Consider the following 16758-nt stretch of genomic DNA (forward strand, 5'->3'; position numbering starts at 1 on the left):
GTCCGGGAAGAGCTGAAGGCCAGCCGAGCAGCAGAAAGTTGTTGCAGAGGTGGCAAGAAGTTGCCACATCGCCCTGGTGTCGACTCGCCGACGGCTGGATCGGCGCTGAGGTCGGCTGGATCGAACCGGGCAGGCACCATGATCGTTATCAATCTGGTTGCCCGGCGTGCCGATCTCGCATGGCCGACGACAACAGGCAGAGTCAAAGAAGCTGCTCGTCACCCGAGGAGCCGGCCTACGTTGGGGCTGTCGCCACGCACCGGCTGGTCGCCGCCGGGTATCAGGTCGTGGTCATCGACGGCCTCTCAACGGGTACGTGGACAGCGTGCCGCGGGAAGCCGAGTTCCGGCTGTGCGACGCCCACGGGTCCACGGGCGTTTCAAGATCATTGATCTTGGGCTGGTGGGGTCGGTGAGCTGCTCGGGACGGGTCGCGTGTGGACGGTGATGTCTGCCGCGGTCTGCTCGTCGGCGGTGTGTCGCTCAGTCGATAGGGGCGAAGCTCCGGTATGACATGGGGTCCTCTCACAGATCCACGTCACCCCGGAGCTTCGTTGTGGACCAGTCTGCCATCAGGGTCGTCGAGGCGCCGGCCCTAGCGTCCGAGGTTTGCCTTCCCGCGACGGCGGGGCGGGTTGGACTGCTCGAACTGTTCGCCGCGGTGTCGGACGGGCGCTCGGAGCAGGGCCGGGATCACCCGGTCGCGGTGGTCCTGGCGTTGGCCGCGGGAGCGGTCGTGGCCGGGATGCGTGGCTACACCGCGATCGCCGGCTGGGTCGCCGACGTGCCCGAGGCGCTGCGGCGGCGCCTGTACGAACGCGGCGGTGGCAAGCCCACGGTCAGGTTCCCGCCGTCGAAGGCGACGATCTGGCGGGTCGTCACCGACACGGACGCGCAGACATTCGACCAGGTGGTGGGGACCTGGCTGATGACCCGAATGGCCGATGAGCGCCCGGATACCGCACCCGACGCCGCCGGTGAGCCCGACGGTAGTGGCCCGTCGGGGTTGATGCAGGTACGCCTCGACGGCAAGGTGGTCCGCGGCGCCACCGACGCCGACGGCACCCAGGTTCACCTCCTCGCGGCGTTGGCCGGCCGGCCCGGCGACGTCACGGTCGTCGCCGCGCAGACCCAGATCGACACCAAGTCCAACGAGGTGCCGCACGCCACCGAGGTTCTGGACCGGATCCGGGATCTACGCGATGCGGTGGTCACCGCCGATGCGTTACACACCGTCAAGGCGACCGCGGCGCACATCCACGCCCGCGACGGCTTTTACGTGTTGCCCGTCAAGGAGAACCGCCAAGCCCTCTACACCGCGGTCAACGCCCTGCCCTGGTCGCAGACCCCGATCACGTACTGCCACACCGACATCGGCCACGCCCGGATCACCCGACGCACGATCCGGGTGCTTCCCGCGCCACCCGACCTGCCGTTCCCCCACGCCGCACAGGTCTACCTCGTCGAACGCTACGTCACCGACCTGGCCGGAGAGCACCCCAGCGCCGCCGCCGCGCTCGGCGTCACCAACCTACCCGCCACCGTCGCCAGCCCCGCCGACCTGGCCGGCTACACCCAAAGCCACTGGGGCGTCGAGTCATTGCACTGGCTGCGCGACACCCTCTACGCCGAAGACGCCTCCACCACCCGAACCCGCTCCGGCCCCCGCATCATGGCCACCCTCCGCAACCTCGCCATCGGAGCAATACGCCTGGCCGGACGCCACGACATCACCGAAGCCACCCGCTGGGCCAGCCGCGACATGCACCGACCCTTCACCATCCTCCAACTCACCACATGATCTTGAAACGACCGTGCCCACGGGTCCGGCGGCGCCGGCGTCGACACCGTCATCGTCGAGTCCGGTGCGGCCAGAGCGACCTCATCCCGTCCAGCTAGGCTGGCAATCAGCCGCGCGCGATGACGCCGAGAAGGCGCAACCTATGTTGGGAATCGGTTCGTGTCGATCCTCGGACACGACCCATAACCCCACAGTGCGCCAGCCGCCCCGACCCGATCCGCCTGGTGCCCGCGCTGGCGCTCGTGCCGGTCCTGCACTGCACCCTCGCCGCACACAGGGTGCCACCCAGAGAGCCATGACGAGTCACCTGCACATGCGGGCAATCGGTGCGGCCGAGGCCGCCGCTTTTCCCATCTGGCCGCTGCAAACGGATGCGGCCAGCGCGAGGGGGCACCCCCGTACGCCGGGCCGTCGGGTTACCTCCGGTGACACGACGCGGCCCACCCCTATGTTCCGCCTCAGCTTCACCGTCCTCGCCGCCGATCGAGCCTTCCGCCCACGCATGGTGATGAGATCCGGAGCACCAGGCGCGCTTTGTCTGCGGCAAGAGAGTGCGTTCGAGCCGAAGCTGCGGCAGGATGTCGGGCCGAACAGCTCAGCTGAAGTCTGCCGAAGGGACCGTGCAGCCAACCGCGCCGGACCGCCGATGGGCCAAGGCCACCACTTGAGACGCCGCCTTACTCGACGACGGAGCACCTCGGCGAGAGATCGAGCAGGCAAGGCACTGCGGGCCGTGGGCTGGACCGCTCGCGTCCGAGCGCCCTCGGCGGCAGATGCGCGCACTGACCGTTGGTCAAGCCCTGGGGCGTCAAGGATGCGGGATCTATCGGGGTTCGTCGAACATCGACGCGATGACGGTGGCCTCGCGGATCGCCCGCTCGTACTGGCTGCGTTGGAACACGAAGGGGCCGAAGGTTCCATAGTCGCGGTCGGGGCGGAAGGGCTGAGCAAAGCCGCGCCACGTGACCAGGCCGTCGCCGACGAGCACTCGGGCTTCCAACGGCCAGCAGCCAACCTCGCCGCAGTCGCAGCCGAGGAGAGCGATCACCCCTCGTTTCGCCCAGTACGAGGATTGCGGTGCTCCGGTGAGGTAGGAGCTAAGGTCGCCGAAGTTGAAGTGGTCGAGCACGATCCCGGCATACGCGCCGGGCACGTCATAGCCGGCGGCCTGCTCATAGCCGCGGACCAGATCCACGAAGCTGACGTTGTCGACGTAGGGCAAGAGTTCACGTGCCGGCTTCGGGTGGTCGCCCCACGGACGGACATCGAACCGGATTTTGCGGACAGGCGGCGGCGTCGGCACGGACCGAGTCTGACTGGCCACACCACGGTGAGAGCAACGCAATATTGGCCTCCGCGGGCCTTACCCAGCGCCCCGGACCGCGGCATGAGCGCGCATCTGGCGACCTAAGCCGGCTATCCACCGACCCCCTGGTCTGGTAGATAGTGACCATGGCGAAACGGTCTGGCGGATTCGGTAGAGCGCTCATGCGAGGGTTTCTGCGTACGGCCGTGTGGCTGTACCGGCGCAGCGGCGGGAAGCTCGGCGGCAAGATGTTCGGCGCACCGGTGCTGTTGCTGACCACGACCGGGCGCAAGTCGGGGCGGTCGTGGACGGTGCCGTTGATGTACCAGACCGACGGCGACCGATGGGTGATCATCGCGTCCAACGGCGGCAGCGCCAGGCACCCCGCCTGGTGGCTCAATCTGCGCTCGCAGCCGGACGCCTCCATCCAGATCGGCCGGCAGACGTACCTGGTCACCGCCGTCGAAACAGCCGGCGAGGACCGCGAGCGCCTGTGGCAGCAGATGGCCGACATGTACAAGGGCTACGACGGGTACGCGCGGAAGACCACCCGCCAGATCCCCGTGGTTGTACTGCAAAGGCGCTAACGCATGCTGCCCGACGGTTTGCACGTCCGCAATGCGGCTAGGTTCGGACGTGCGCTACTACCTGAGCCTCCAACGCTCGACCAGCGGCATGTGCGGATACCCCTGCCTTGGGCTTGGACGCACTAAGCTCGGAGGCCGGCCTGCCCAACGTGCGGTGCCGGTACCGCGCGTCACTGAACCCAGGGGTGGCAGCACCGTTCGAGCCGGGCCAGGCTCCGGGGAGCCCGCTCATGATGAGCGGGCTCCCGAAAACGGCCCAGCCGGGCCCAACCGTCTAGCTGCAACCGCGCGGAGCGCGGCAGATGTGGTTGCTCGAGACCGCCGGTCGACCGCGGCGGTGCCCAGCGCCGAACGCCGGTAGCGGATCTCGTGCCGGTGGCGTTCGCCGATGATGAACCCGGCGTCGCGCAGCACCGTCAGGCGTTCCGAGACGGTGGCCGGGGCGAGAGCGTGCCGGTGGGCGAGCGTCGTCGTCGTCGCGGGTTCGGTCAGCCCGATCAGCAGCGCGGCCCGGGTCCGCCCGATCAGGCGACCCAGTGCGGCGTCGGGCGTGCCGCTGAGCTGCTGCCAGAGCGTGCCGGATCCGCGGGCGGGATAGATCACGGTGGGCTGCCACGGCTCGTCCATCACGACGACCACCTGGTCCCACTTGAACGCGCTGGGCATCAGGACGAGTCCCGCACCGGCGAGGTCGCGGTGGTCGTCGTCGCCGTACTCGCGGATGAGGGTGTTGTCGTGCCAGCGCAGGGTGGGATGCAGTTCCGCGAAGAGCCGGTCGAGGCCACCCGCGAGCCGCCTGGTCTGAAAGCCCACGTCGGCGTCGAGCAGGGCACGCACGCGGGGCCAGCTGGGTTCGACGAGCTGGTGCCACGCGGTACGGATCAGGCCGGTCAGCGTCGCGCGGACCTCGACGGGATCGCCGAGCAGGTATCGGCCGATCTCGCTGTCGGCCGCACCCGGGGTGTCGTGCAGGGATCGGGCGGTCTCGGCGGCGACCTGGCTGGGCGGGGTGTCTGCGATCCGGGCCAGATCGTCCTCGAAGGTTGCGAGCGGCCCGGCTGGGGGCGGGGCCAGGAAGTCCGGGGTGTAGCCGCGTCGGGGCTGCAGCAGGGTGATCGGCCGCAGGTCAGATTCCGGCGACCTGGCCGGCGACCGCGTCCAGCCAGCGCCGGTGCTGCCCGGGGGACTCCGCCGGCAGGGTGAGCCGGATCGCCGACAGCGTCTCGAAGGCCGGCGAGATTGCGAACCGGCAGCGCAGCAGGTCGGCGGTGCTGAATCGGAGGGTTGCCGCGATGGCTGGCTCCTCCCCGCAGAGTCTGAGAGATTCGGTTGTGACCGAATCAGTGGTGTCGAGTCTAGCGACTTCCCAGGATGGGCGGGCGCGAGCCGACCGGCCGCCCGCAACGAGGGAGATCACCATGCATGACGTGACCAGCCAGAGCGAGATCAGCGTCGACTGGGAGCGGCGGGTCGCCGAGGCGTGGGCGACGATGGACAGCTTCGCCAAGGACGACTTCATCAGTCGGATCGGTGAGCTCGCCGCTGAACTACCGGCCGACAGCGCGGTCGGCCTGTTCGAGCACGCCTGCGCGTAGGACTCGACCGGGCACTCCGATCTGGCTGTCCCGCTCTACCGGCAGGCACTGCAGGCTGGGCTCACCGGGCTGCGGCGGCGCCGGACGATCATCCAGATGTCCAGCTCGCTGCGCAACCTCGGTCGCGCCGGGGAGAGCGTGGCGCTCCTGACGGCCGAACGGGACGCCGGTAGCGACGAGCTCGACGACGCGGTCGTGGGGTTCCTGGCTCTGGCGCTGGTCGACGTCGGGCGCGAGCGGGAGGCCGTCGCGCTGGCGCTGGGCGCACTCGCCCCGCACCTGGCGCGTTACCAGCGGTCGATGGGAAATTATGCCCGGCTGCTCGTCGAGGGGGACCCGGCGTAGCGGCACGGATACGGCAGCTGACTGGGCGTACACATCCTCATCTCGGCATGACGGCGCGCCTCGCGGCCATGACATTGTGCTTGGTCTTGGCTGCGCAGGGGCGAGCCCGCGTCGGTGCAGCCTGCCGACTCATGCCGTCGTCGCCTGTCGGGTCATGACTATTTGCCGGGCGATGCCAGTGAGCAAGCCCCCTTCGGCCTACAGGTGCCCCAGCCAGTTCGCCCTCGATCCTCCATCTCCCGGCAACCAGCCGGCTCCCGGGGCTTCGTGATCCGGTCCGCCTACAGTGTGTCTCTTGCCGAGGCTGAGAAGGAGTACGTGTGCGTGACATCCCCCGCATCGTCTGGACCCTCGCCGCCGGTCGTTTCGTCAACGCCGCTGGCACGTTCATGTACTTCTACCTGTTTCTGTATCTCACGGGCCCCCGTGACCTGCCGATCGGCTTTGCGGGGCTGATCAGCGGTGGGTTGGGTGCGGGCATGCTGGTCGGCAACTTCACCAGCGGCTGGTTCGGCGACCACTTCGGTCACCGCCGGGTCCTGCTGGTCTCGTCGGCCTTCGTCGGGCTGAGCACCCTGGCCATCCCGTGGCTGCCGACCGCGGTCCTCGCGGTGGGCATGCCGCTGCTGGGCTACGCCGGCGCGACCTCCGGAGTGTCGCAGGGCGCGCTGGTTGCCCTCGCCGTGCCCGCCGGCGACCGCCGGCGCTCGGTGGCGGTCACCCGGGCCGCCTTCAACGCCGGCTGCGTGATCGGGCCACCGCTCGGCGCGCTGCTCTCGGCGTACGACTTCACCTGGCTCTTCGTCATCGACGGCGCCGTCACCCTGCTGGTGAGGGCGGCGACCGCGTGGCTGCTGCCCACCGAGCCGCCGCCGGCCCCGGGCGGAGTCCAGGCCCACGGCCTGTGGCGCAGCGTACGCGCGGACCGCGCCCTGCTGGTCCTGCTGCCGGCGATCGTGGTCGTGGACATCGTCTACCGGCAGCTCTACTCGACCCTGCCGGTCTACCTGCGCGACCACGGTCAGCCCATCGGCCTCTACGCGGCGCTCATCGCTCTGGGCTCCGGCATGATCCTCATCCTGGAGATCCCGGCGACGATGGCGCTGCGCAGGCTGCCGGCGCTGGGCATCATCGGTGCCGGGTACGCCCTGGTCGGGCTCGGCTTCGGGCTGTTCGGCCTCGGCACCGCCAGCTGGCTCGCCGTCGCCGCGATGGTCGTGCTCACGGTGGGGGAGATCCTCTACAAGACGACCGCCACCGCGCATGTGCTGGACGCCGCCCCGCCGCACCTGGTCGGCCAGTACCAGGGGCTCTACACCGGCGCTGCGACCAGTGGCAGCATGCTCGCCCCACCCGTCGGCGCCTTCGTCTACAGCGTCGCCCCCGCAGCGCTCTGGCCGTTGTGCGCGGTCGCGGCCGTCGGGGCCGGCGTGCTCGCCTGGCGTTCCGGTCGGGTCGCAACGCCGAGGCGCGAGCCGGCGCTGGCCGCCGCGTCCGATCCCGCGCCGAAAGCCGCGGCGTAGGCGCGATCCACGGATGTAACGGCCGCCGCCGGCTACCGGCTGCCAGGCTCAGCGTTCGGGGTTGCAGCACCCCGGCGTGCCGCATTCGCAGAAGCTGCTGCTTTTCGCGGGGATGGCCGGGTTTCTCGTGGCGGCGGTGGGGTGCCGCACGCCTTCGACCAAACGGGAGTGGTCTTCGGCCTGGGCTACCTCGTGGTGATCTCCGTCCATCTGATCCTGTTCACGCAGTCCGCCGTCGGTGCCGGCGGTGCGGCTGGCGCCGTTCAACCTCGCGGCGGCGCTGCTCGTGCTCACCGGGCTTCGTCGACGGAGCTGCCAGGTGGCTTCGATCCTTCCCATCGATCCATAACCAGCTCTGGAACCGCGACATCCTCATCGGCATGACGTCTCACGCAAGACGTGATGGTCGCACACGATCCGATGTCGGCCGCTTATCCGCGATGCACTGTCAGAGGCACGTCCGGACGCGGACGAACGGCGTCGACATCACCCTCGGTGACGAGCGCTTCGCGGCAGATCCGGATACCCGATCACCCGCCCGCTGAGGCCTACGAGCCCAACCCATCCAGCGCCACTTCTGCCCGACCGGGGTCAGCCAGGTCAGGATCCTGAGCCGCGAATGCCTGCTCCAGCGTCCCCCACCCGAACGTCTGGATTACCTCAGCTTCACCCGTGGTGATCGGAACCAACCACGTGAAGACCACCGGCGCGGGTTCGGTGTGACAGACGGCAAAGGACTGCGGCAAATATCTCGGGCCGATCGCCACGATGGCTGTGGTCTGGCCGTCCGGGAAGAGAGGCCCGCGCGGACCAATCAGCTGCCCATGCGACAAGCCGGCCCCGCGGCGCACCATCTCACCGGCCACCTGAAACAACAGCCCGGCCGCCCAAGCCGGATAGTCATCGGTTGGAACGTGCATCACCAACTCTTGGTGCAAGGCCCCGTCACTCGGCAGGTTGAGATGACGCCGCGACAGCCCGACGGTCACCAGGGTCGTCACGCCGCCGAACGGGACGTCGGGGCCAAACCACGCCACCTGAACGCCCTCCGGCGTCGTATCGTCGCCTCGGCTACCACCCGCGATGAGCCCGAGGAACGACTCCAAGTGTTCAATCAACCCAGCCACTCGGTGATCATCTCCGATCAAGCCACGACGAAAGCTCGCCCCCTGCCACCATGTGTTGGCCCCGCCCTAGGACACAGAGCCCGTGAACGGGGTACGGCCAGCAACTACCGCGCGGTCGTGTCGACCAGCGTTGTTAGCGCGCAGAGCTCGGCTTGGGCTGCGTCGATCACCGGCGCGGTGGGCCGGTGCGTGTCGCCGGTGTAGCGCTGTGCGATCGCGGCAAGCGTGGGGATGGGCGTGGTCGTGCGGTGGATGCCGTCGACGGTCTCGAGGGGGCCGACGCCATTGGCTAGCAGCCACAGGTAGTCGCCGAGGTTGCTGGCGATCACGTTCAGCTCGCCCTCGGAGCCAAGGAACACGATGGGCTGGGTCTCGATCGGGGCGTCAGGCACGCGGATCCAGAAGGCGGCCAGACCGCCAGACCCGTCTTGCCCGAAGACTCGGAACGGTGCGGTGCCGGCGGTCGGGTTGCCGGTCCAGGATTGCCACCACTCAAGCGTTTCGACGGACCACATGAACTCGTCGTACGGCTCGAAGTCGTGACCGTCATGGTCGGCGGAGAAGCCTTCAGCGTGGGCTGCGGCCAGCGCGGGCGGCAGCGTACGGTCCTCGTCCTGCACCAAGAAAGTCTATGAGGGCCTTCATACGGCGTCGGATGGGACTGACCCTCGAGTAGCGACGCATTACCGGAGTTGCGACCAGCGCGGTCAGCGGCACCGAGCGGATGCGTGGGCGGGCAAGCGTCACCGTCGTCGACGTGTCCGCCATCATGGTTGTCGCCGACGTACCCACCGGACGTATAGACGACAGCCGTACCTGAGCGGATGCGGCGGTGCTGCGGGCTGCCCTACCTCCGCAAGGGCTCCACGCCGGCGGCCGGCACCGTCGCGATCACGTAATCCTCGGTCAGGTCCGACTGCACGTCGACCGTCGCGTCCCTACCGGCGTAGCGGACGACGAATACGGTCTCGCGGAGCCACGTCTCGTCATACCCGGCAAGACTCTCTGGCAATTCACCCACGAGTCGCACTTCATCACCCGGCCTGACCGCGGCATTTCCCGAAGCCTCACCGCGTCGGACGGCCGAGATCAAGTGGATGAGAGTCTCCAGCGGTTCGGTGTCCGCGCCGTAGTGAACCAGAACGCCCGCCTGGCCGAAGATCAGATCGGCCTCGGCTCTGCTCAAATCGGCGAGCGCCTCGACCGCACCAGCCGCCAGGGCCGGATCCCGCGACGTGTCGAGTTGCGCCGCCAACGCCAGGAGCAGGCGATCGATGACATTCTCCGCAGTCTCCTCGTCCGTCACCCGGCGAGGATACGACCAGCCAACGGCACCGTTGTCGGCCAGCCGGTGCAGAGCGAACTCCGGTGTCATGTAGACGGCCAGTCCGTCGGCATCCGCTCATCGGGTTCGACAGGACGACGCGACGCCTGACCGGCGGCATGACCGGATGCTTTCGACTCGGTCAACAAGCCCCGGCGTCGTCGGCCAGGAGGGGACGGTGTCCAGACCCGGGGGAACCTCAAACAGGCGAGTCGAGGACGCCTGCCCCGAGCCTGAGCCGCGGTAGCGCTATGCCAAACGAAGTTTGCCGTGCTGGTCGAGGATGCCAGTGAGCCAGTCGAAGACGGTCGGCCCGGTTCCAGCCTTCGCGGCCCTGAGATCAGCCTTGACCAAGGGCCGATTCGACGGATGGCAGTGATCGAACCGGATTTTCAGCTGTCTTGCCGTCTCGGTATATCCAAGATTGCGCCTGGAAACCTCGTGGTAGCGCCACTCGAAGATGTAGTCATCGTGCTCGGGGGCACCCATCCCTCCGTGCAGACAGTCGTGGAGCGCGTCGAGGTTCCGGCCGAAGTACCCGCCCGGACCGTTCACGGCTTCGCCGATCACTCTCCAGAAGTCCTCAAGCGTCTGCACCCGCCTCCCGTCGATCGCGTACACGTCGTCACGCGGCAAGTGTCGCCGTCCCCCGACCGCGAGGCAAGCTAACAGCCCCTACCTCACGCTCGGCGCATGGTCAAGCGATGCAGCACGGTCAGCGGCATGAGAGTGAATCCTTGCTAGTCACACGCAACCTCTTGGCGAGAGTCATGATCCGAGTAGATCGAGGTCACGAACGCAGAAACCGTGGTGCGCCCACTCCTCGTTCAGTACCACCTGAACGCACTCCAGCACCGACTTTCCCCTGGCATACGGCGGCCAACCCGGGCCCGCCGGCACTGGCGCGGGCGCCGAGAGCTGATCGGCCGTCACCGTCGACAGCCAACGCTCTAGCTCAGCGCCTTGCACGTCTCGCGCGGCCAGCACCTCGTCGAGACTGGGGGCCGCCGCTCGGTCCAGGCCCTGCTCCTCCTGGTCAGGGACGAACTCGGACGCCAGCCCGATCGCGGTGAACGGCTCGGTCGATCCCAGACAGCAGCGGCGGAACCACGAGTCGTGCACGAACACCAGATGGCGCTGGGTCTCTACCGCCGACCATTCGCCGCCGACGCGCTGCTGCTCCGAACCCCTGGGCATCGCTCGCAGCCGCTCGATCGTCTCCGCCCAGCCGGCCCGCAGCTGCCGGACAGCCTGCAGCAGGTCCGCCGGATCGGCTGAGCGGAGCAGCAGCCGCACCGGATACCGGCGGTCAAGCTCGGCTTCGACATACGACGTCACCTCGACTCCGTTGACCACCAGATTGGTGACCAGCCCGTCGATCACAGCGTCCTGCATTACCACACCGATCAGACGAGCGCGGGTCAAGTCACACTCGCGGAACTCGGCATCAGTCAGGTCCTGGTCCTTGAAGCTCGCCATGCCGGGCAGTATCCACCGGCGTACCGACAACCGCGCAGTTACCGCGGGTAGAGGGTGCTGTAGCCGGGCCTGGAGGCTGCCAGCGGAAACACGCCGAGCCGGCGACCTCGCACCATACGAGACGAGGTCAACGTTCGGCTAGGTACACGCGAGCGATCGTCGATGTCCGGATGCGCACGCGGGCGTGCCATAAGCAGGCACTCGCTGAACGTCCTCAATTCGGCAGATCCGGTTGCTCACCGACGAAGGTCAGCGCCCGGATGCGGCAGATGTGTTCGTTCGTGGTGCAGGAAGTCGCGCGGCGCGGGCGCCAGCTCAGGGAAGGTCGGGATCTGGGTGCTCGGCCACGAAACGCTCGCCCGTTTCGTCGTTGACCAGCGCGTTGTCGACCAGCCATTCAACAGCCCGCCGCTGTGCGCGCACGTCTCGGAAGGCGTACCACGCTGGCAGTAGGTGCGGATACTCCTCGTGCAACTCGTTCTTGAACCGGCGGAAGGCGCCCTTGCCCTGGATCGCTCGGGCGAGTCTGCGGCCGGCCGCCGCGTCACTGATCCTCTCGGCAAAGTCGGCCATGTCCTGGTACCAGACGTAGGACGGCAGCGGATCAATACCGACCAGGTCGAGGTCGTCAAGGTCGATGGGCGTGTGCCCGTCGATGCCGCCGTCCGTCGTCCAGAACACGATCTCGCCGGTCTGCGGGTTGATCAGCCATCGGTGCTCGTAGTCGGTCTGGTCCTCGAGCGCGGTGGCGATCTCCTCCAGGTCTAGCCTGCCCAGGTCAAGCATCGGGCCACCATAAACCCGCTCCTGCCCGCGCTTCGACCCGTGACCAGCGGCATGACCGGTCACGCTAGACCGAGCGAGCAGCGCTAGCATGACAGTCTGTTTGCGCCGTGACCGCAGCCACTTCCGCATACGGCAATCTCACTCACTCGGGGTGGCGGGCGGGAGAAGGCTGGCGCGCGTAAGGTCGGCTCGACCGGCGGCCTTCGCGAGACTAGGACGGGGCCGGACATGGATCAAGGCACCCGCGACGAGCTGCTCGGCCGCCTGGCTGAGGCAGTCGGGTCCGTCACAGTCGCACGCCCGGCGCGGGTTGCCATCGACGGACCGCCCGCCGCCGGCAAGACCACGCTCGCCGACGAGCTGGCCCTCGTCTTGCGCACACAGGGCCGCAACGTCATCCGCGCGACGATCGACGATTTCCTCTTCCCCCGGGCACAGCGCTATCCGCGCGGCGAGTACTCTCCCGAAGGCTGCTACCTCGACACCCACGACTACGACGCGCTGAACCGAGTTCTGCTCGATCCGCTCGGCCCGGGCGGAGATCGACGCTTCCAACACGCGGTCTACGACCGCACCGCGGATACCGCGCTGTCCCCCCCGGTCACGACTGCTCCCGCCGACGCCGTACTGGTCTTCGACGGCGTCTTCCTCATGCGCCCGGAACTGATTGATCGGTGGGACCTGCGCATCTTCGTGTCGACCGCGCTCGAGAAGACCGTGGATCGTGCCGTGATCCGAGAGCGCCGGGTGTCATCTCGGGCCGAAGTCGAACGGCGCTGGCGCGAGCGTTACATCCCCTCCCAACAGTTCTACTTCGCTACGATCCGCCCGACCAATCACGTCGACATCATCGTGCACAACGACGAGCCCCAGCAGCCGGTCTGGGCGACCCAAACACACTGACCGCACTCAATTCGGCACGTCCGTGCGCCGCCGCCCTTGGACGGCCGGCTGCGCTCCGTGACCCGCGGTCCGCGGCAGATCCGTGCTTTGTGTCCTGGCAACTTGGCCGTAGGCTTCTTCCGATGCGGACTTAGGTAGACGGGCGATGCGTCGACGGCGTCACCGTAGCTCGCCTTCCAGTAGGCCCATCGTGTACGTGTCGTGCCACCGGCCGCCGAGGCGGAAGGTCTCGCGTAGCCGGCCTTCCTCGACGAAGCCCACCTTCTGATAGACGTGATGGGCGGCTTGGTTGTCGGCGACGACGGTCAGCGTGATCTTGTGAAGCCGCATCTTCTCGAACCCGTACCGGCACGCTGTCCGCACCGCGTCGGTGGCGAAGCCCTTGCCCCAGTACTCCTTTTCGCCGAGGTAGATGTCCAACACGGCGATTCCCGTCTCTGGCTTGGCGCCATGCAGTTGGACCAGCCCGATCAGCGTCGCGTCGCTGAGGACCTCGACACCGAAGAGCAGGTCGCCGTAGTCGTTGCGGGGCCGCTCGTCCAGCCACTTGCGCACCCGAGCCGGTGTCTGGGGATAGCCCTCGTTCATCCAGCGCATGACGTCCGAGTCGTGGTTCCACTGCCACAGCGACTCGGCGTCCGACGGCTCCATCGCCCGCAGTCTCACCAGCTCGCCTAACGCGTTCACGGCCAGCCCCTCGTCGTTACATGATCAGGTTCCGAACCGCCCCTTCCTAGGAACGTGCTGAATTTCGGTGTTCCTCGGGGTATGCCCTGCGTGGATGCTTGGTCGGGTTGCCAGCGGCTGGAAAGCGGTCGGGTCGAGGTGGTGACGTTGTCGGGGGTCTGGGCGTTGGTGGACTGGTGGATGAGGTCGTGCTGGTGTCTTTCGGCTCTGGTGTTAGCCGGTTCAGCAGGTGGTCAGGGCCCATCCGTTGGTGTAGTGCAGGCCGCGGTTGATCAGGTTGCGGAGGTTGAGCGCTGCGGTGCGTCGTTTGAGCCAGGCGTTGTTGGGTTCCACGCCGCGGTAGCGCAGTTTCAGCCGGCGTCCGCCGCGGCTGGCGACCTGCGCGATGACCCGTTCGATGTTGGGCCGGTGCCGGCGGTACCGCTCCCGCAGGGTCGGGTCGGTTGTCCAGTCCCGGCGGGCTTGGCGCAGCAGGGCGTCGTGTTCGTGCAGCACGATCTTGCGGCCGGTCTTGGATTTGGTGCACCGGTCCCGCAGCGGGCAGGTACGGCACAGCGCGCCGAAGGCGGCGGTGCGGGTGGTCGGGCTGATCGGCCGGGTGTGCCCGGCCGGGCAGGTGACCGTCTGGCCGTCCTCGTCCACGGCGAAGTCGTCGATGGTGAACCCGCCGGCGACCGGGGACTGCACCGGCTTGGGTTTGATGATCGCGGTGTGGCCGGCCTGGCCGAGGGCATCGCGTAGGTCCCCGGTGCCGTAGGCGGAATCGCCGTACCATTCCCGGCCGGGCACGTCCTCGGCGTCACTGTGCTCCGCGCCGCTGGCGGTGTGGGTGCCGACTGCACTGGTGGTGTTGGGTCCGCCGTCGCCGTCGCCGTCGCCGTCGCCGTCGCCGTCGCTGGTGGCGAGGTCGTTGGCGAGGAACCGGGCCGCCACGGCCGGATCGGAGTTGTCGCTACCGGCGGCTTTGGTCAACTGCTCGTCGGTGACGATGCCGGTATCCGGGTCGGCGGCCACGTGGGCGCGGTAGCCGTCGCGGCGAGCCTCAGGCGATTTGCGGGTGTGCCGGGCCCCGGGGTCCACGGTGGAGACGATCCGGTCCTCGGCCACCTTACGGGCGATGCGCCACCGCCCGTCGGTGCCGTCGGAGCCCTCGGCCGGTTCCACGTCTTGGCCGGCCACCAACGCCAGCAGCGCGAGGGCCTGCGCGGCCGGCTCGTCCAGCGTCGCCCCGGCCAGCGCGCCGAGCAGGGCGGTGGCGTCGTTGACCAGCGCCGAAACGAGGGCGTCCTTGGCCGTCGGGTCGTCCCAGTCGATGTCCGGCTTACCCGGCCGGGTGTAGTCATGCCCGGTACACGCCGCCGCGACCTGCTCCGCGGCGCCGGGCACCACCCGGGCCACCCGGCGGATCTGGCTGATCAACTGGGTGATGGTGTCCTGGGTAGCCACCGCGTCGGCCAGGATCGTGGAATCCACCGCCCGGCGACGCCGTCCCCGCAGCACCCCGGTCGCCTCGACCACCTGCCGGACCGCGTCAGTGATCCGGTGTGGGCGATCCGAACGGGCCAGCCGGCGCCGCCAGTACGTCAACGTCGAGGGGTGGAACCCCTTGTCGTCCAACGCCAACCCGCAGGCCACCTTCCACCGCAGGTCACACCGGGCGGCCTCGGCGGTCTCCGCATCCGAGTAGTCCAACAGCGTCTGCAACGTCAGGATCGACGCCGCCACCGGCGCCGGGATCGACGGGCGGCCCTTGGCCGACGGGAACAGATCCGCGAACAACTCGTCCGGGAACACCCGACCCCGATGCTCGGCCAGGAACGCATACGTACTGCCCGCCGGCACCAGATGCCCCACCAGGGCCGCCGCGTCCAGCAACTCCCGGTCAGCACGCTCCACACCCTGCACGCAAAGATTATCTCACATCAATACAAACAGGTACAGAAGCCACGCCATAATTCAGCGCGTTCCTAGCACGGCATCAACATCAAGCTCAATCCGAAGAGTGAGTCGACGCACTCACATCTGCAAAGCCGCGAGCGGTTGGCTATGTCCCGGAGGCCATGTACGCGGCCAGGATGTAGTTGGGGTGCCGGTCGAGGTTCTTGCGTGCCCGGTCGTAGCGCATGGTGGTTCGCGGGTCGGCGTGGCGGGCGGCGATCTGCACGTCGCGCAGGCTGACGCCGGCGTCGAGCATGGTCGTGACGAACGTGTGGCGCAGCATGTGCGGACGCTGCTTGCTACTGGTCACCCACTACGCTGCCAGGATGATCGCTAGTGCGGTGCTGCCAGGTGGGGTCTTACTGCGTCCACTCAACAGCGGCGACGCACCCGCGCTACTCGATGCGTACGTGCGCAATCGCGAGCACCTGCGTCCCTTCGATCCGGAGCGACCCAACTCCTTCTGGACCCTTGATGGCCAGCGCAGGCGGCTTGACTCGCTGATGCAGCAGCAAAAGGAAGGCACGCTGCTGGCCTGCGCGATGCAGCGTGACGATCTGGTGGTGGGATGCGCGTCGCTCAACACGATTGCGTTCGGTCCGCTGTGCAGCGCCAATCTGGGGTACTGGGTGGATGTCGCTGAGGTCAGACGAGGACTCGCCAGCGCCGCGGTTGGCGCACTCTGCCGTTTCGCCGACCGGGATCTCGGCCTGCACAGGGTCCAAGCAAGCACGAATCGGGCGAACGTTGCCTCGCAGCGGGTGCTGACGAAAAACGGGTTCGAGCAGTTCGGGACGGCACGCAACTACTTGTATATCAACGGCAGATGGCAGGACAGCCACCTCTTCGAGCGCATTCTCAACGGTCGGCCACCGACCTCTCGCTGAGCTGATGTAAACATCCGCTCATCGGCAAAGCCGCGTGTCGCCGCCGCTGCTACGTGCCGGAGGCCATGTAGGCGGCGAGGATGTAGTTGGATGTCGTGGACGCGGAGACGGTGGCGATGATCTACGACGAGATTGACGGGTTGGGTTTCTACGCCGAGTTCGGGTTGGTGGAAACGGCGTTCGCGGATCCGGACCTGCTGCGCCGCCGCCGCTACCGGGAGCACACGCTGGCGTACCTGCAGGATGACAGCGTCTGCCCGCTGGTGCTGCGTCGGCTGGCCGCGCGTGATCCCGAGCGGGCCAGTGTGGTGTTCCGGCGGCTGCTGAAGAAGCCGCGTTTCGACTGGACCCGCGACGGCGAGGAACTTCTCCGCGCATACAAGCCGGAGCACTTCCGACGGGCGCCGCGACCGCGGGTCAGCCCGGTCAGCGAGCGGCTGGCCGCGTACGCCCGCCGTCGCTGAGGCGTCG

General features: G+C 68.1%; 20 protein-coding genes and 2 pseudogenes. 8 read left to right on the top strand and 14 right to left on the bottom strand.

Features of this window, described 5'->3' with window-relative positions:
• Nucleotides 1–555 precede the first annotated feature (555 nt).
• Nucleotides 556–1800 (top strand): ISAs1 family transposase, encoded by a 1245-nt coding sequence (locus tag OG799_RS06635; protein ID WP_406037500.1) that lies wholly within the window; start codon nt 556–558, stop codon nt 1798–1800.
• A gap of 823 nt (nt 1801–2623) precedes the next feature.
• Here the strand turns inward: OG799_RS06635 and OG799_RS06640 are convergent.
• Nucleotides 2624–3103 (bottom strand): hypothetical protein, encoded by a 480-nt coding sequence (locus OG799_RS06640; protein WP_406044100.1) that lies wholly within the window; start codon nt 3101–3103, stop codon nt 2624–2626.
• A 185-nt stretch (nt 3104–3288) separates the two neighbouring features.
• On the opposite strand from OG799_RS06640, the gene OG799_RS06645 reads away from it, so the two are divergent.
• A complete protein-coding gene (locus OG799_RS06645) occupies nt 3289–3693 on the top strand; it encodes a nitroreductase family deazaflavin-dependent oxidoreductase (RefSeq protein WP_406044102.1) in 405 nt (134 codons plus the stop codon).
• A 228-nt stretch (nt 3694–3921) separates the two neighbouring features.
• Here the strand turns inward: OG799_RS06645 and OG799_RS06650 are convergent, their stop codons facing one another.
• Together OG799_RS06650 and OG799_RS06655 are read right to left on the bottom strand one after the other, a co-directional pair.
• The gene (locus tag OG799_RS06650) at nt 3922–4818 is read right to left on the bottom strand and encodes a DUF5937 family protein (protein WP_406046223.1); all 897 of its coding nucleotides are present in this window, start codon (nt 4816–4818) and stop codon (nt 3922–3924) included.
• Between the two features lies 1 nt (nt 4819).
• Entirely contained in the window at nt 4820–5113 is a 294-nt protein-coding gene (locus OG799_RS06655) for a hypothetical protein (RefSeq protein ID WP_406046527.1), read from the bottom strand.
• Between the two features lie 7 nt (nt 5114–5120).
• On the opposite strand from OG799_RS06655, the gene OG799_RS06660 reads away from it, so the two are divergent.
• The 3 genes and pseudogenes from OG799_RS06660 to OG799_RS06670 all read left to right on the top strand — a co-directional run bounded on the left by OG799_RS06660 (nt 5121) and on the right by OG799_RS06670 (nt 7156).
• Entirely contained in the window at nt 5121–5288 is a 168-nt protein-coding gene (locus tag OG799_RS06660; protein ID WP_406044104.1) for a hypothetical protein, read from the top strand.
• 12 nt (nt 5289–5300) lie between these two features.
• A pseudogene (locus OG799_RS06665) lies at nt 5301–5633 on the top strand (tetratricopeptide repeat protein); the annotation flags it as partial.
• A 320-nt stretch (nt 5634–5953) separates the two neighbouring features.
• The gene (locus OG799_RS06670) at nt 5954–7156 is read left to right on the top strand and encodes an MFS transporter (RefSeq protein WP_406044106.1); all 1203 of its coding nucleotides are present in this window, start codon (nt 5954–5956) and stop codon (nt 7154–7156) included.
• Nucleotides 7157–7204: 48 nt separating this feature from the next.
• Here the strand turns inward: OG799_RS06670 and OG799_RS06675 are convergent, their stop codons facing one another.
• The 7 genes from OG799_RS06675 to OG799_RS06705 all read right to left on the bottom strand — a co-directional run bounded on the left by OG799_RS06675 (nt 7205) and on the right by OG799_RS06705 (nt 11872).
• Nucleotides 7205–7450, bottom strand: coding sequence for a hypothetical protein (locus tag OG799_RS06675; RefSeq protein ID WP_406044108.1), 246 nt, complete (start codon nt 7448–7450; stop codon nt 7205–7207).
• 254 nt (nt 7451–7704) lie between these two features.
• Nucleotides 7705–8283 (bottom strand): suppressor of fused domain protein, encoded by a 579-nt coding sequence (locus tag OG799_RS06680; RefSeq protein WP_406044110.1) that lies wholly within the window; start codon nt 8281–8283, stop codon nt 7705–7707.
• Between the two features lie 104 nt (nt 8284–8387).
• Nucleotides 8388–8903 (bottom strand): SMI1/KNR4 family protein, encoded by a 516-nt coding sequence (locus OG799_RS06685; protein WP_406044113.1) that lies wholly within the window; start codon nt 8901–8903, stop codon nt 8388–8390.
• Between the two features lie 227 nt (nt 8904–9130).
• Complete coding sequence (locus tag OG799_RS06690; protein ID WP_406044115.1) at nt 9131–9589, bottom strand: hypothetical protein; 459 nt, start codon at nt 9587–9589, stop codon at nt 9131–9133.
• A gap of 267 nt (nt 9590–9856) precedes the next feature.
• Nucleotides 9857–10228: a barstar family protein gene (locus OG799_RS06695; protein WP_406044117.1), complete on the bottom strand. Its 372-nt coding sequence runs from the start codon at nt 10226–10228 to the stop codon at nt 9857–9859.
• 147 nt (nt 10229–10375) lie between these two features.
• Entirely contained in the window at nt 10376–11086 is a 711-nt protein-coding gene (locus OG799_RS06700; RefSeq protein ID WP_203956338.1) for a DinB family protein, read from the bottom strand.
• Between the two features lie 315 nt (nt 11087–11401).
• The gene (locus OG799_RS06705) at nt 11402–11872 is read right to left on the bottom strand and encodes a UPF0158 family protein (RefSeq protein ID WP_406044120.1); all 471 of its coding nucleotides are present in this window, start codon (nt 11870–11872) and stop codon (nt 11402–11404) included.
• Nucleotides 11873–12100: 228 nt separating this feature from the next.
• Here OG799_RS06705 and OG799_RS06710 point away from each other — a divergent pair, with 228 nt between their 5' ends.
• Complete coding sequence (locus OG799_RS06710; protein WP_406044122.1) at nt 12101–12775, top strand: cytidylate kinase family protein; 675 nt, start codon at nt 12101–12103, stop codon at nt 12773–12775.
• A 159-nt stretch (nt 12776–12934) separates the two neighbouring features.
• On the opposite strand, the gene OG799_RS06715 is transcribed toward OG799_RS06710, so the two are convergent.
• The 4 genes and pseudogenes from OG799_RS06715 to OG799_RS06730 all read right to left on the bottom strand — a co-directional run bounded on the left by OG799_RS06715 (nt 12935) and on the right by OG799_RS06730 (nt 15710).
• Nucleotides 12935–13462 (bottom strand): GNAT family N-acetyltransferase, encoded by a 528-nt coding sequence (locus OG799_RS06715; RefSeq protein WP_406044124.1) that lies wholly within the window; start codon nt 13460–13462, stop codon nt 12935–12937.
• Nucleotides 13463–13684: 222 nt separating this feature from the next.
• Entirely contained in the window at nt 13685–14149 is a 465-nt protein-coding gene (locus OG799_RS06720) for a transposase (RefSeq protein ID WP_406046224.1), read from the bottom strand.
• A 24-nt stretch (nt 14150–14173) separates the two neighbouring features.
• Nucleotides 14174–15367, bottom strand: a pseudogene (locus OG799_RS06725) (transposase); the annotation flags it as partial.
• 139 nt (nt 15368–15506) lie between these two features.
• Nucleotides 15507–15710, bottom strand: a complete 204-nt coding sequence (locus OG799_RS06730; protein ID WP_406044126.1) for a tyrosine-type recombinase/integrase — start codon at nt 15708–15710, stop codon at nt 15507–15509.
• A gap of 16 nt (nt 15711–15726) precedes the next feature.
• Between OG799_RS06730 and OG799_RS06735 the strand changes: the two genes are divergently transcribed.
• Together OG799_RS06735 and OG799_RS06740 are read left to right on the top strand one after the other, a co-directional pair.
• Nucleotides 15727–16287, top strand: a complete 561-nt coding sequence (locus OG799_RS06735) for a GNAT family N-acetyltransferase (protein ID WP_406044128.1) — start codon at nt 15727–15729, stop codon at nt 16285–16287.
• A gap of 86 nt (nt 16288–16373) precedes the next feature.
• Nucleotides 16374–16751, top strand: a complete 378-nt coding sequence (locus tag OG799_RS06740) for a hypothetical protein (protein WP_406044130.1) — start codon at nt 16374–16376, stop codon at nt 16749–16751.
• Nucleotides 16752–16758: the final 7 nt, after the last annotated feature.

The organism is Micromonospora sp. NBC_00898 (assembly GCF_045207895.1).
Classification (GTDB): Bacteria; Actinomycetota; Actinomycetes; order Mycobacteriales; family Micromonosporaceae; genus Micromonospora.

What these genes read in the sequence shown, in the direction of transcription:
- OG799_RS06645 (WP_406044102.1), top strand. Translation starts at nt 3,289, where the DNA reads ATGCGAGGGTTTCTGCGTACGGCCGTGTGGCTGTACCGGCGCAGCGGC.
- OG799_RS06655 (WP_406046527.1), bottom strand. Translation starts at nt 5,113, where the DNA reads ATGGTGATCTCCCTCGTTGCGGGCGGCCGGTCGGCTCGCGCCCGCCCA.
- OG799_RS06700 (WP_203956338.1), bottom strand. Translation starts at nt 11,086, where the DNA reads ATGGCGAGCTTCAAGGACCAGGACCTGACTGATGCCGAGTTCCGCGAG.
- OG799_RS06705 (WP_406044120.1), bottom strand. Translation starts at nt 11,872, where the DNA reads ATGCTTGACCTGGGCAGGCTAGACCTGGAGGAGATCGCCACCGCGCTC.
- OG799_RS06710 (WP_406044122.1), top strand. Translation starts at nt 12,101, where the DNA reads ATGGATCAAGGCACCCGCGACGAGCTGCTCGGCCGCCTGGCTGAGGCA.
- OG799_RS06735 (WP_406044128.1), top strand. Translation starts at nt 15,727, where the DNA reads ATGATCGCTAGTGCGGTGCTGCCAGGTGGGGTCTTACTGCGTCCACTC.